Source organism: Burkholderia sp. NRF60-BP8, assembly GCF_001522585.2.
Lineage (GTDB): Bacteria > Pseudomonadota > Gammaproteobacteria > Burkholderiales > Burkholderiaceae > Burkholderia.
On sequence record NZ_CP013373.1, the window covers coordinates 1,269,288 to 1,283,599 of the forward strand.

Genomic DNA, 14,312 nt, shown 5'->3' on the forward strand with positions numbered 1-14,312 from the left:
TCAGCCGCGCCGGCCGCCGCGATGGTGGGACCAGCCGGCGAGCGCGGTAAACAGCAGGCCGGCCGCGCACATGCCGGTCCAGCCGAACGCGCGCCATGCGGCGACGCCGGCCGACGAGCCGAGCGCGCCGCCGATGAAATAGCACACCATGTACACCGTGTTGACGCGGCTGCGCGCGTCGGGCTTCAACGCATAGATGCGCGACTGGTTCGAGATCTGCGCGGCCTGTACGCCCACGTCGAGCACGACCACGCCGATCACGAGCCCGACGAGGCTCGACCCCGACAGCGCGAAGATCACGAACGACAGCGCGAGCAGCGCGATCGCGAGCGAGATGATCGCCCGCGGGCCGCGCGTGTCCGCGAAGCGGCCCGCATACGGCGCGGCGAGGGCGCCCGCGGCCCCGACGATCCCGAACAGGCCGGCCGCCTGCGGGCCGAGATGGAACGGCGCGCCGGCGAGCAGCAGCGTGAGCACCGGCCAGAACGCGCTGAACGCCGCGAACAGCGCGGCGCCCGTCAGCGACGCCTCGCGCAGCCCGCGCAGTTCGACGGCCAGGTGCCACATCGAGCCGAGCAGCTTGCCGTACGACAGCGTCGACGTCGGCGAGCTGCGCGGCAGCCGCAACACGATCACGACGGCGAGTGCGACGAGCGCCGCGACCGATGCGGCGAACACCGCGCGCCAGCCGAAATACTCGGCGACGAAGCCGGCGGCGGTCCGCGCGAGCAGGATGCCGAGCAGCAGGCCGCTCATCACGGTGCCGACCGCGTGGCCGCGTTCGGCCGGCGGCGCGATTTCGGCGGCGAACGGCACGGCCTGCTGCGCGATGGTCGCGAGGATGCCGATCGCGAGGCTCGCGGCCGCGAGCACGGCCAGCGACGGCGCGGTGGCCGCCACGATCAGCGCGATCGACAGCCCCGCGATCTGCAGCAGGATCAGCCCGCGGCGATCGAAGCGGTCGCCGAGCGGCGCGAGCAGGAACATGCCGGCCGCATAACCGAGCTGCGTCGCGGTCGGCACCGCGCCGATCCACGATGCGCCGTCCGGAAAGGCCGAGCGGAAGCTGTCGAGCAGCGGCTGGTTGTAGTAGATGTTCGCGACCGACACGCCCGCGATCGTCGCGAGCAGCAACAGCAGGCTGCGCGAGTAGTGGGGCGAGGCGGCGTCGGTCGGACGGTCGGTGGAGGCGGTGGACATGGCGGCAGGCACGGAGTGGGGCGGCGCGGCAGGCGGCGCACGCGTCGGGTGCGCAGGCGGGCCGGGCGCCGGTCGAGGTTGCCGATCATACCGGAGCGGCGTGAATCCTGCCGGCGGCGAACCGGCGAACCGGCGAACCGGCAAATCGGCAAATCGGCAAATCGGCAAATCGGCAAATCGGCACAACCGGCACAACCGGCACAACCGGCACAACCGGCACAACCGGCACAACCGGCACAACCGGCACAACCGGCACAACCGGCACAACCGGCCGGCCGCCGCCGGTCACGGCACGCGCTTCACGTCGTCAGTCGACCAGCTCGCCAGTCGGCTCATAGAACGGATACGGCCCCGCCCCTTCGTCCACGTAGACGTGATGCGACGTCATCCCCGTCTCGGGTGCATGACGATGGACCGCGAACGCCGGCGGTTCGAGCCGGAATGCGGACGGCGCATCGGCTCGCAGGTCGAAGGCGACCTGGTGCGCGGGCGACGGCACCGCGCACGCGAGCGTGCCGCCGAAGCGTGTGAACATCGTGCGGTGCACGTGGCCGCACAGCACGCGCTCGACGTTCGGATGACCGCGCAGCAGCGCATCGAGTTTCGCGGCGGCGGCGGGCGCGAGACGCAGCCTGTCCATGTGGCCGATGCCCGACGCGAACGGCGGGTGATGCAGCGCGACGATCACCGGCCGGTCGCGCGCGGCGTCGAGCTGCGCGGCGAGCCACGCGAGGCGCGCGTCGCACAGGTCGCCGTGGCTCGCGCCCGGCACTTGCGAATCGAGCGCGAGCACGCGCACCGCGCCGACGTCGAGCGCGTACTGCACGAATTCGCCGTCCTGCAGCTCGGCGCGATCGGCGAACGCGCGGCGCAATCCGGCGCGGTCGTCGTGATTGCCGATCATCAGGTAGTACGGAATCTCGAGCGCCGCGAGCAGCCCGCGCAGATTGCCGTACTCCTCGTCGTGGCCGAAGTCGGTCAGGTCGCCGGTGACGAGCACGGCGTCGGGGCGCGGCACGAGCGCGTTCAGCTTCGCGATGCAGCGGGCGAGCGCGGCCGCCGTATCGACGCGCCGGTACGCGAGCTGGCCCGGGCGCTTGATGTGGAGATCGCTGATTTGAGCAAGCAGCATCGTCGTTCCTCGGAATCGTCTGGTTGTCGTCCCGGCGGCGTGCGCCGCCGTGGGGTGTTGCGTGAATGATGCCCGATCGAAGGCTTACGCGCCGAGCGCGATCAGGCCTTCCGGCGCGATCGTGAGGCCGACCGCCGTACCGCGTGCGAGCGCGATGCGGCCCGGTACGTCGATCACGAGCGCGTCGGGCGCCGCATGCTCGATCGTGAGCCGCGTGCGCTCGCCGAGGAACGCGCACGCGCCCACCGCGCCGCGCAGCGGCGCATGCGCGGGATCGACGAGCTGCGCATCCTCGGGGCGGAAGAACCATTCGTCGGCCGCATGCGGCGTGACGATCGCACCGCCCGTCGTTGCGAGCGCGCCGTCGCGCCACTGGCCCGCCAGCCGGTTCAGCGTGCCGATGAACTGCGCGACCGTCCGGTTCGCGGGGTGATAGTAGATCTCGCGCGGCGTGCCGATCTGCTCGATGCGGCCCGCGCCCATCACGACGATCCGGTCGCCGAGCTCCATCGCCTCGGCCTGGTCGTGCGTCACGTAGACGGTCGTCACGCCGAGCGCGCGCAGCAGCGTGTTCATGTCGCGGCGCAGCACGTCGCGCAGCTTCGCGTCGAGCGCGGTCAGCGGTTCGTCGAGCAGCAGCACGCGCGGACGCACCGCGAGCGCGCGCGCCAGCGCGACGCGCTGACGCTGGCCGCCCGACAGTTGATCGACCGGTTTGTCCGCATGTGCGTCGAGCCGCATCATCGCGAGCAGTTCGTCAACGCGTTCGCGCAACGTGCGCGGTTCGGTCTTGCGGATCTTCAGCCCGTAGCCGACGTTGCCGCGCACCGTCAGGTTCGGAAACAGCGCGTAGTTCTGGAACACCATGCCAACCTGCCGGCGCTCGATCGGCAGCAAGGTGACGTCGTCGTCGCCGAATGCGATCTTGCCGCCGGCGTCCGGCGTGTCGAGGCCCGCGATCAGGCGCAGCGTGGTCGTCTTGCCGCAGCCCGACGGCCCGAGCAGCACGAGCGTTTCCCCGGCGCCGATCGACAGGTCGAGCGGTTCGAGCACGCGGGTGCCGCGGAACGTCTTCGCGCAGCCGGTCAGGGTGATGGGAGTGGAATCGAGTTTCATGTCTGCAAGAAATCAGCGCGGGCGCTTCTTCGGCGCGCGCGTACCGGACGGATCGACGCCGAGCCACTGCATCGCGACGAGCAGCGGCAGCGTCATCAGCAGGAACAGGATCGTGTATGCGCTGCCGACTTCGAGGCGCAGCGATGCATACGTATCGGCGAGCCCGACCGGCAGCGTCTTGGTGTCGGGCGTGTGCAGCATCCACGTGAGATTGAATTCGCCGATCGACAGCGTGAGCACCGCGAGCGCGCCGGCGACGATCCCGGGCCGCAGGTTCGGCAGCACGATCGTGACGAAACGCGTGACGAACGATGCGCCGAGGCTCGCCGCGCCTTCCTCGAGCGTGCGCAGGTCGGCGCCGGCCGCGACGGCCGCCACCGCGCGCACCATGAACGGCAGCGTGAACACGACGTGGCCGACGACGATGAACCACAGGCTCATCCGGAACGCGGTGAAGCCGCCGTACACGACCAGCAGCGCGAGCGCCGAAGCCAGCCCCGGCAGCGCGACCGGCAGCACGAGCGCTTCCTCGATCGCACGCGCGATACGGCTCTTGCTGCGCGCGAGCGCATAGCCGGCCGGCACGCCGACGACGAGCACGATCGCGAGCGTCGCGAACGCGACGTAGAGCGACAGCGCGACCGAGCCGTGATACTGCTGCCACACTTGTTCGAGCCAGCGCAGCGTGAGGCCGCTCGACAGGCCGCGGAAATAGTTGACGGTGAGGCCCGCGAGTACCGACATCACGACGGGCACGATCAGGAACGCGCACAGCAGCAGCGTGACGCCCCATTGCAGCGTGGCGATCGCACGCGCGCCGGCGACGCGCGGCGCATGCCGCGCGACGCGCTTGGTCTGCAAGGGGGCCGGCGCGGGGGCCGGCGACGGCGCGGAAGAACCGGAAAGCGATTGCATGCGGGAATCCTCAGGCCGCCGCGGCGGCGGTGTGGCCGGTGAAGCGGCGCGCGAGCGCGAGCACGGCCCAGGTGACGATGCCGAGCACGATCGACAGGCCGGCCGCCGTCGCGATGTTCGCGTTCAGCGTGAATTCGGTATAGATCGTCATCGGCAGCACGTTCAGATCGGTGGCGAGCGTGAACGCGGTGCCGAACGCGCCCATCGCGGTCGCGAAGCAGATCGCGCCGGCCGCGATCAGCCCCGGCGCGAGCGCGGGCAGCACGATGTCGACGAAGATGCGCCACGGCGACGCGCCGAGCGAACGCGCGGCTTCCTCGAGCGACCCGTCGAGCTTCGACGCGGCCGCGATCACGGTGACGAGCACGCGCGGAATCGAGAAGTACAGGTAGCCGACGAACAGGCCCGCCACCGAATAGGCGAACACCCACTTGTCGCCGACGAGCTTCGCCGACAGCATGCCGATCAGCCCCTGGCGCCCCGCGAGCATGATCACCATGAAGCCGACGACGACGCCCGGGAACGCGAGCGGAAACGTGAGCAACGCGAGCAGCACGCGCTTGCCGGCGAATTCGCGGCGCGCGAGCAGCAGGCCGGAAACGGTCGACAGCGCGAGCGTCGCGAGCGTGACGCCCGCGGACAGCGCAACCGTCTCGCCGAGGCTCTTCATGTAACGCGCGTTGCCGAGCAGCGCCGCGTAGTGCGAGAAGAAGGCGCCGTCGGCGGACACCTGCACGAGCGCAGCCATCGGCAGCAGCCAGAACGCGGCGAATACCGCCAGCGCCGGCGCGACGAGCGCGACGCGCCAGCGCAGCGGGAAAGTCAGGTCGAGCATGACGTGGGACCGGCCGCTTACTGCATCACTTGCAGGTACTGCTGTCCGAACGCCTGCTGGCCGGCCGCCATCTTGCCGAAGTCGACCGACTTCGCCCGCGCGTATTCGCTCGCCGGCAGGAACTTCGCGGCGACGTCGGCGCCGAGCGCCTGCGCGCGCACCGGGCGCAGGTATGCGTTGGCCCACAGCTTCTGGCCTTCGTCGGACAGCACGAAGTCGAGCACCTTCTTGCCGTTCGCGTCGTGCGGCGCACCCTTCACGAGGCTCATCACGTACGGCACCGCGATCGTGCCTTCCTTCGGGATCACGAACTCGACGTTCGCGTTGTCCTTGTATTTCGCGCGATACGCATCGAAGTCGTAGTCGAGCAGGATCGGAATCTCGCCGGACAGCACGCGTGCATACGCGGTCTGCTTCGGTACGATCGGCGCGTTCGCCTTCAGCTTGCGGAACCAGTCGAGGCCCGGTTTGAAGTTGTCGAGGCTGCCGCCGAGCGCCTGGTTGACGGCGACCGCGCCCGCGTAACCGACGAACGCGCTCGACGGATCGAGATAGCCGACCATGCCCTTGTATTCGGGCTTCAGCAGATCGGCCCACGAACGCGGCACCGGCTTGCCGTCGAGCGCGTCCTTGTTCACGAAGAAGCCGAGCGTGCCCGAGTGAATCGCGAACCAGTAGCCTTGCGGGTCCTTCAGGTTCGCGGGGATGTCGTTCCAGTGTGCGGGCTTGTACGGCGCGATCACGCCCTTGTCCTTCGCCTGGAACGCCGACGACACGCCGAGGTAGACGACGTCGGCGACCGGGCTCTTTTGCTCGGCGATCAACTGCGCGATCGACTGGCCCGAGTTCTTGTTGTCGAACGGCACGCGGATGCCGGTCTTCTGCTTGATCGCGGCGATCTGCGCGGCCCAGTCGGCCCATTCGGGCGGGCAGTTGTAACAGATCGCCGTTTCGTCGGCGTGGGCCGCGGGGGCGCCGGCGACGAGCGCGGCGCAGGCGAGCGGCGCGGCGAGCGCGCGCAGCAGCGAGATCAGGCGAAAGGACACGGTGAGTCTCCGGGCGAGTGGGTGTGGCGCTGGGGTGGTGTGGTATCGGTGTGCGTGGACGGGGCCTGCGGTCACGCCTTGCGCAAGTGCAGCTCGGCGGCCGGCGGCGCAATCGTCGCGCCGTCGCGTACCGCATGCGACAGGATCATCGACGTGCGGTCGATCGCCGCGCCGCCGATGGATTCGACGAGACGCTGCCAGGCGTGGCGGCCGATGTCGCGGTTCGGCGTCGCGACGCTCGCGAGCGGCGGCGCGAGCAACTCGCCGATCGCGATCCCGTCGAAGCCGAGCACCGACAGGTCGTCGGGAATCGAGAAACCCGCGCGACGCAGGCCGCGCATCACGACCATCGCGAGCAGGTCGTTGCTGCAGAAGAGGGCGGTCGGGTGCGTGGCGTGCGCGGTGAGGTGCGCGAGCACCGCATCGGGCAGCTCGGGCGCGTTGAAGTCGACTTCGACGGGCGGCAACGGCGCCACGCCGATTTCCTCGAGTGCCTGCGCGTAACCGAGATGACGCTGGCGCGCGCGATCCGACGCCGCGAGCGAACCGGCCAGCATCAGCACGCGGCGATGACCGTGCGCGGTCAGCATCTTCACGCCGTCGTAGGCGGCGCGGCGGTTGTCGACCGACACCGACGGACGGCGCTGCGTGTCGTTGTGCATCAGCACGTAGTGCGGGCCGTCGCGGTCGAGCATGTCGAGCAGCGGGTGCGTATCCGCATCGGCGACGGTGAGGATCAACCCTTCGACGCGCTGCTCGCGCAGCGTCTCGATCGCATGACGCTCGCGCGCCGCGTCGTATTCGGTCGTCATCAGGATCAGCTTGAAGCCGGCCGCGGTCGCGAGCGCATCGATGCCTTGCAGGCAGTCGGCGAACACCGGGTTCGACAGCGTTGGCACGACGACGCCGACGAGCCGCGTGCGCTCGCCGCGCAGTTGCCGGCCGAGCGGGCTCGGGCGGAACTGCAGCGTGTCGATGGCGGTGCGGATCGTCTGCAGCGTGGCGGGGCTGACCGTATGCGGCGCGTTGATCGCACGCGAAACGGTGGCGATCGAGAAGCCCGCGAGGGCGGCGACGTCCTTGATGGTCGAGGTCATGAAGTCATGCGATGTAAACGTTTTCGGCCGGGGAATTATCGAAAACGTTTGTGACTTCGCGATGACGCATGCGACGCTTGTTTCGCGATGAGCACGATACAAACGTCAGACGGTTCAGGCCGTCCGACACGCGCGGTCGATTGTATCGGCCGAAGGTGCGGCGCGGGACGAAATCGTCGGCCGTGCGGTATCGGTGTCGTATCGGTGCCGAATGCGCGGGAGGAAACGGTGCGACGATGGCCGGTGTCGCGATGCGGCGCGGCGCAATGAGGGAACGCATGCGCCAAGCAATGGTAGAATCGCGTCCGCCCTCTTGCCGGGGTGATGAAATTGGTAAACATAGCGGACTTAAACGATTGAGTGCCCGGCCGGAAACGGTCGGTGCAGAACCCTTCAAATTCGGCGAAACCCCTGATGTGCGCATCGAGGCAACGCCGAGCCAAGCCTCGCGGCACGCGCGAGGAAGGTGTAGAGACTAGACGGGGGGCACCTAAGGCGCACGGGCAGTGGTCACGCCCGCGCGCGACGGTGAAGGCATAGTCCAGCGCACGAACGGTTCGCGCACGCGACGCCGGCTTCGAAAGAAGCAGTGTGACGAAAATCCGCCGCCTTAATTGGCTTGCCGGTTCAAGTCCGGTCCCCGGCACCATCGATCGCCCGACGCGATTCGATTCGATGAAGGTGTAAAAAACCCGCGAGAAATGCAGCGCTCGCGGGTTTTTTGTTTGGTGCGGATGCATGCAGCGGCACGCGCGTGCGGCTCGCGCTGCGCGTCGATGCGACGAAAGCGCCGCCATGTGATACTTGGCACGCGCGTCTTACCGACGCATTCCAACGCAGTTCGCCTCTCGCCATCCCATCCGTCATGACCGACTCGACCCATCACTATTACGAACCGTCGCAAGGCCACGGCCTGCCGCACGATCCGTTGAACGCGATCGTGGGCCCGCGCCCGATCGGCTGGATCTCCTCCCGCGGCAGCGACGGCACGCTCAATCTCGCGCCGTACAGCTTCTTCAACGCGTTCAACTATCGCCCGCCGATCATCGGCTTTTCGAGCACCGCCGCGAAGGACAGCGTGCGCAACGTGCAGGAGACCGGCGAGTTCGTGTGGAACCTCGCGACACGCGATCTCGCCGAGCAGATGAACCAGACCTGCGCCGCCGTGCCGTACGACGTGAACGAATTCGAACTGGGCGGCTTGACCGCGGTGCCGTCGCGCCTCGTCGACGTGCCGCGCGTCGCGGAAAGCGGCGTGAACTTCGAATGCAAGGTGACGGACGTGATCCGGCTGCGCGATCACCACGGCGTCGAGACGCCGGCCACGCTGGTGCTCGGCGAGGTCGTCGCCGTCCATATCCGTCGTGACCTGCTGAAGGACGGCATTTTCGACACGTTCGGCGCGGGCATCATCCTGCGTGCGGGCGGCCCGTCGGCCTACGTGCACGTGACGCCCGACAGCCGCTTCGACCTGTTCCGTCCCGACGCGTGATCGATCGCGCGTCGCAGTGAACCGGCGATCGGGCGCGCGCGCGCCCGAACCCGAAAGACCCCGCCGAGATCGAGGATTTCGCGGGGTCTTTTGCTTCGTACCCTCACATGATCGGGACGCGTCGATCCGTCGGCGACGCCCGATCGCCGCCCGCCCGACGGCCCTGCACCGCAGCAAACCCGTGCTGCGCCGACTCCGCCGGCCGCACTTCACGCGCCGCGGCGATCCGTCATGGCAAATCTGCTCACCGCGAACGAGCGGCTTGGGCATCGACGCGCGCCGCCGCAAGGCATAGATTTCCAAGGTTGACGTGCTTATCCGCGCGTCAGCTCGCGCGCAGGCCGGCAACCGGCCCGCGCGTTCCCAAACAGCGTGAGACACAATCGAGCGTGGAGACGACACGATGAGCCTGTCAGAGCCATTGCGTCTGCATGTGCCGGAGCCCACCGGGCGCCCGGGCTGCAAGACGGATTTTTCCTATCTGCATCTATCGCCGGCCGGCGCCGTCCGCCGCCCGCCGATCGACGTTGCCGCGGCGGACACCGCCGATCTCGCCCGCAGCCTCGTGCGCGTGCTCGACGACAGCGGCAGGGCCGTCGGCCCGTGGGCGCCCGATCTCGACGATGCGCGCCTGATCGCCGGGCTGCGCGCGATGCTCAAGACCCGCATTTTCGACGCGCGCATGATGATCGCGCAGCGCCAGAAGAAAATCTCCTTCTACATGTTGAGCCTCGGCGAAGAGGCGATCGGCACCGCGCACGCGATGGCGCTGCGCGACGGCGACATGTGCTTTCCGACCTACCGGCAACAGAGCATCCTGATCGCGCGCGACGTGCCGCTCGAGCGCATGATCTGCCAGTTGATGTCGAACGAAGGCGATCCGCTGAAGGGCCGCCAGCTCCCGGTGATGTACTCGGATCGCGAGGCCGGCTTCTTCTCCATTTCCGGCAACCTCGCGACGCAGTTCATCCAGGCGGTCGGCTGGGCGATGGCGTCGGCGATCAAGGGCGACACGAAGATCGCGTCCGCGTGGATCGGCGACGGCGCGACGGCCGAAGCCGATTTCCACACCGCGCTCACGTTCGCGCACGTGTACCGCGCACCGGTGGTATTGAACGTGGTCAACAACCAGTGGGCGATCTCGACGTTCCAGGCGATCGCGGGCGGCGAGGGCACGACCTTCGCCGGACGCGGCGTCGGCTGCGGGATCGCGTCGCTGCGCGTCGACGGCAACGACTTCCTCGCGATCTACGCGGCGTCGAGCTGGGCGGCCGAACGCGCGCGCCGCAACCTCGGCCCGACGCTGATCGAGTGGGTGACCTACCGCGCGGGCGCGCATTCGACGTCGGACGATCCGACCAAGTACCGGCCGAGCGACGACTGGTCCCATTTCCCGCTCGGCGATCCGATCGAGCGCTTCAAGCGCCACCTGATCGCGAAGGGCATCTGGTCGGACGGCGCGCAAGACGCGTTGACGGCCGAGCTCGAGGCCGAGGTGCTCGCCGCGCAGAAGGAAGCGGAGAAGTACGGGACGCTGGCCGACGACCGGATTCCGTCGCCGGCGTCGATGTTCGACGACGTGTACAAGGAGCTGCCCGCGCACCTGCGCCGTCAGCGCCAGGAACTGGGAGCGTGATCATGGCGCAACACGAGACAGGGACGGCGACGCAGCCGATGACGATGATCCAGGCGCTGCGCTCCGCGATGGACGTGATGCTCGGGCGCGACGGCGACGTGGTCGTGTTCGGGCAGGACGTCGGCTATTTCGGCGGCGTGTTCCGCTGTACCGAAGGACTGCAGAACAAATACGGCAAGTCGCGCGTGTTCGATGCGCCGATCTCGGAAGGCGGGATCGTCGGCGCGGCGGTGGGGATGGGCGCGTACGGGTTGCGGCCGGTCTGCGAGATCCAGTTCGCCGACTATTTCTATCCGGCGTCCGACCAGATCGTGTCGGAAGGCGCGCGGCTGCGCTACCGCTCGGCCGGCCAGTTCACCGCGCCGATGACGATCCGGATGCCGTGCGGCGGCGGCATCTACGGTGGGCAGACGCACAGTCAGAGCCCGGAGGCGATGTTCACGCAGGTGTGCGGGCTGCGCACGGTGATGCCGTCGAATCCGTACGACGCGAAAGGGTTGCTGATCGCGTCGATCGAGAACGACGATCCGGTGATCTTCCTCGAGCCGAAGCGGCTGTACAACGGGCCGTTCGACGGCCATCACGAGCGGCCCGTCACGTCGTGGCTCAAGCATCCGGCGAGCGCGGTGCCCGAAGGCTACTACACGGTACCGCTCGATACGGCCGCCGTCGTGCGGCCAGGCAACGACGTGACGGTGCTCACGTACGGCACGACGGTGCACGTGTCGCTCGCCGCGGCCGAGGAGACGGGCATCGACGCGGAAGTGATCGACCTGCGCACGCTGTGGCCGCTCGATCTCGACACGGTCGTCGCATCGGTGCGCAAGACCGGGCGCTGCGTCGTGGTGCACGAGGCGACGCGCACCTGCGGCTATGGCGCGGAGCTCGTCGCGCTCGTCCAGGAGCACTGCTTCTACCACCTCGAAGCGCCGGTCGAGCGCACGACGGGCTGGGACACGCCGTATCCGCATGCGCAGGAGTGGGCGTACTTTCCGGGCCCGGCCCGGGTCGGTGAAGCGTTGCGACGCGTGATGGAGGCGTGAGATGGGGATTCATGTCATCAAGATGCCGGATATCGGCGAAGGGATCGCCGAGGTCGAGCTGGTGGCCTGGCACGTGGAAGTCGGGCAGACGATCAAGGAAGACCAGCCGCTCGCCGACGTGATGACCGACAAGGCGGCGGTCGAGATTCCGTCGCCGGTGGCGGGCAAGGTGATCGAGCTGGGCGGCCGGATCGGCGAGATGATGGCGGTCGGCAGCGAGCTGATACGGCTGGAAGTCGAAGGCGACGGCAACCTGAAGGCCGCGGCGCCGGTGCGGGAAACGAAGGTGGAAACCGCACCGGTCGCGGCGGCCGCGCCGTCGAAGCCGTCGGCCGACGCGCCGGCCGAGCGGCCGGCGCAGCCCGCGGCGCCGCGCGCACCGACGAAACCGCACCGCGACGAACCGGCCGCGCCGCCGCGCGCGGCGCTCGCGCCCGGCGAACGGCCGCTCGCATCGCCGGCCGTGCGTCAGCGTGCGTGGGACATGGGCATCGAGCTGCGCTACGTGCGCGGCACCGGCGAAGCCGGGCGGATTCTGCATGCGGATCTCGACGCGTATGCGCGCACCGGCGGCAGCCCGGCGCACGGATCGCAACCGCGCGGCTACGACGAACGCCACGACGAAACCGAAGTGCCGGTGATCGGTTTGCGGCGGGCGATCGCGCGCAAGATGGAGGAAGCGAAGCGCCGCATCCCGCATTTCAGCTATGTCGAGGAGATCGACGTCACCGAGCTCGAATCGTTGCGCACGGAACTGAACCGCCGCCACGGCGACACGCGCGGCAAGCTCACGCCGCTGCCGCTGCTGATCCGCGCGATGGTGATCGCGCTGCGCGACTTCCCGCAGATCAACGCGCGTTTTGACGACGAAGCGGGCGTCGTCACGCGCTACGGCGCGGTGCACATGGGCGTCGCGACGCAGACGGACGGCGGCCTCACGGTGCCCGTGCTGCGGCATGCGGAAGCGCGCGACGTGTGGTCGATCTCGGCGGAAGTCGCGCGGCTCGCCGATGCGGTGCGCGCGAACCGCGCGCAGCGCGACGAGCTGAGCGGGTCGACGATCACGATCTCGAGCCTCGGCGCGCTCGGCGGCATCGTATCGACGCCGGTGATCAATCATCCGGAAGTCGGCATCGTCGGCGTGAACCGGATCGTCGAGCGGCCGATGATCCGCGACGGCGCGGTCGTCGCGCGCAAGATGATGAACCTGTCGTCGTCGTTCGACCATCGCGTTGTCGACGGCGCGGACGCGGCCGAATTCATCCAGGCCGTGCGCGCGGTGCTCGAGCGCCCGGCACTGCTGTTCGTGGAGTGAGCCGATGAAGAACGAACACACCACGCTGCTCGTCGTCGGCGGCGGCCCGGGCGGCTACGTCGCCGCGATCCGCGCCGGCCAGCTCGGCATTCCGACGATACTCGTCGAACGCGACCGGCTCGGCGGCACCTGCCTGAACATCGGTTGCATTCCGTCGAAGGCATTGATCCACGTGGCCGACGCGTTCGAACAGGCGTGCGGTCATGCCGGCGAGGGCGCGCTCGGGATCCGCGTGCGCACGCCCGAGATCGACATCGCGAAAAGCGTCGCGTGGAAGGACGGCATCGTCGACCGGCTGACGCGCGGCGTCGGCGCGCTGCTCAAGAAGAACGGCGTGCGCGTGCTGCACGGCGAAGCGCGCGTGATCGACGGCAAGACCGTCGAAGTCGTCGGCGGCGGCCATGCGGTGCGGATCGGTTGCGAACACCTGCTGCTCGCGACCGGGTCCGAGCCGGTCGAACTGCCGTCGATGCCGTTCGGCGGTCATGTCGTGTCGTCCACCGAGGCGCTGTCGCCCGCGACGCTGCCGAAGCGGCTGGTCGTCGTCGGGGCCGGCTATATCGGGCTCGAACTCGGGATCGTCTATCGCAAGCTCGGCGTCGACGTCAGCGTCGTCGAAGCGGCCGAGCGCGTGCTGCCTGCGTACGATGCCGAACTCGCGCGGCCGGTTGCCGATTCGCTCGCGCGCCTCGGCGTGCGGCTGCGGCTCGGCCACAAGGTGCTCGGGCTGGACGCGCACGGCGCGGTGCGCGTGCAGGCGGCCGACGGCGCCGAGCACACGCTGCCGGCCGATCGCGTGCTGGTTGCCGTCGGCCGGCGGCCGCGCGTCGACGGATTCGGGCTCGAGTCGCTGATGCTCGATCGCAACGGGCGCGCGCTGCGGATCGACGACGCGTGCCGGACCTCGATGCGCAACGTCTGGGCGATCGGCGACGTCGCGGGCGAACCGATGCTCGCGCATCGCGCGATGGCGCAAGGCGAGATGGTGGCCGAGTTGATCGCCGGCCGGCGTCGCCGGTTCACGCCCGCATCGATTCCGGCCGTGTGCTTCACCGATCCCGAGATCGTGACGGCCGGCTGGTCGCCGGACGACGCGCACGCGGCCGGCGTCGACTGCCTGAGCGCATCGTTCCCGTTCGCGGCGAACGGGCGCGCGATGACGTTGCAGGCGACCGACGGGTTCGTGCGCGTCGTCGCGCGGCGCGACGATCACGTGATCGTCGGCTGGCAGGCGGTCGGGCGCGGGGTGTCGGAGCTGGCCGCGGCGTTCTCGCAGTCGCTGGAGATGGGCGCGCGGCTCGAAGACATCGGCGGCACGATTCACGCGCATCCGACGCTCGGCGAGGCGCTTCAGGAAGCGGCGCTGCGCGCGCTCGGGCACGCGCTGCACGTGTGACGCGTTCGCCGAACGCACGCGCCGCAGCGCCGCGCGCGCATCGGCGTGCGGCGGGCCTGCATCGGGCGTGCACGGCCCGCCGCCGTGTC

12 protein-coding genes are annotated in these 14,312 nt (G+C 69.3%); 5 read left to right on the top strand and 7 right to left on the bottom strand.

Annotated elements, in window-relative coordinates:
* From WS54_RS19260 to WS54_RS19295, 7 genes are all read right to left on the bottom strand, one after another.
* Complete coding sequence (locus WS54_RS19260; RefSeq protein ID WP_059782570.1) at positions 1-1,200, bottom strand: MFS transporter; 1,200 nt, start codon at positions 1,198-1,200, stop codon at positions 1-3.
* A gap of 307 nt (positions 1,201-1,507) precedes the next feature.
* Complete coding sequence (locus WS54_RS19270; protein ID WP_034206867.1) at positions 1,508-2,332, bottom strand: phosphodiesterase; 825 nt, start codon at positions 2,330-2,332, stop codon at positions 1,508-1,510.
* Positions 2,333-2,416: 84 nt separating this feature from the next.
* Positions 2,417-3,448 carry an ABC transporter ATP-binding protein gene (locus WS54_RS19275; protein ID WP_059782572.1) on the bottom strand — a complete coding sequence of 344 codons (1,032 nt, stop codon included), beginning with the start codon at positions 3,446-3,448 and terminating at the stop codon, positions 2,417-2,419.
* A gap of 12 nt (positions 3,449-3,460) precedes the next feature.
* A complete protein-coding gene (locus tag WS54_RS19280; RefSeq protein WP_059782574.1) occupies positions 3,461-4,363 on the bottom strand; it encodes an ABC transporter permease in 903 nt (300 codons plus the stop codon).
* A 10-nt stretch (positions 4,364-4,373) separates the two neighbouring features.
* The gene (locus tag WS54_RS19285; protein ID WP_059782576.1) at positions 4,374-5,198 is read right to left on the bottom strand and encodes an ABC transporter permease; all 825 of its coding nucleotides are present in this window, start codon (positions 5,196-5,198) and stop codon (positions 4,374-4,376) included.
* A 17-nt stretch (positions 5,199-5,215) separates the two neighbouring features.
* Complete coding sequence (locus tag WS54_RS19290; protein ID WP_059782578.1) at positions 5,216-6,244, bottom strand: ABC transporter substrate-binding protein; 1,029 nt, start codon at positions 6,242-6,244, stop codon at positions 5,216-5,218.
* 71 nt (positions 6,245-6,315) lie between these two features.
* Positions 6,316-7,341, bottom strand: coding sequence for a LacI family DNA-binding transcriptional regulator (locus WS54_RS19295; RefSeq protein ID WP_059782580.1), 1,026 nt, complete (start codon positions 7,339-7,341; stop codon positions 6,316-6,318).
* Positions 7,342-8,206: 865 nt separating this feature from the next.
* Here WS54_RS19295 and WS54_RS19310 point away from each other — a divergent pair.
* The 5 genes from WS54_RS19310 (at position 8,207) to lpdA (ending at position 14,223) form a co-directional block, all read left to right on the top strand.
* The gene (locus tag WS54_RS19310; RefSeq protein ID WP_034206901.1) at positions 8,207-8,833 is read left to right on the top strand and encodes a flavin reductase family protein; all 627 of its coding nucleotides are present in this window, start codon (positions 8,207-8,209) and stop codon (positions 8,831-8,833) included.
* 403 nt (positions 8,834-9,236) lie between these two features.
* Positions 9,237-10,469, top strand: coding sequence for a 3-methyl-2-oxobutanoate dehydrogenase (2-methylpropanoyl-transferring) subunit alpha (locus tag WS54_RS19315; protein WP_059782581.1), 1,233 nt, complete (start codon positions 9,237-9,239; stop codon positions 10,467-10,469).
* A gap of 2 nt (positions 10,470-10,471) precedes the next feature.
* Positions 10,472-11,512, top strand: coding sequence for an alpha-ketoacid dehydrogenase subunit beta (locus tag WS54_RS19320; RefSeq protein ID WP_059782583.1), 1,041 nt, complete (start codon positions 10,472-10,474; stop codon positions 11,510-11,512).
* 1 nt (position 11,513) lies between these two features.
* Positions 11,514-12,827 carry a dihydrolipoamide acetyltransferase family protein gene (locus WS54_RS19325; protein WP_059782584.1) on the top strand — a complete coding sequence of 438 codons (1,314 nt, stop codon included), beginning with the start codon at positions 11,514-11,516 and terminating at the stop codon, positions 12,825-12,827.
* 4 nt (positions 12,828-12,831) lie between these two features.
* Positions 12,832-14,223, top strand: coding sequence for a dihydrolipoyl dehydrogenase (gene lpdA, locus WS54_RS19330; RefSeq protein WP_059782586.1), 1,392 nt, complete (start codon positions 12,832-12,834; stop codon positions 14,221-14,223).
* Positions 14,224-14,312 lie beyond the last annotated feature (89 nt).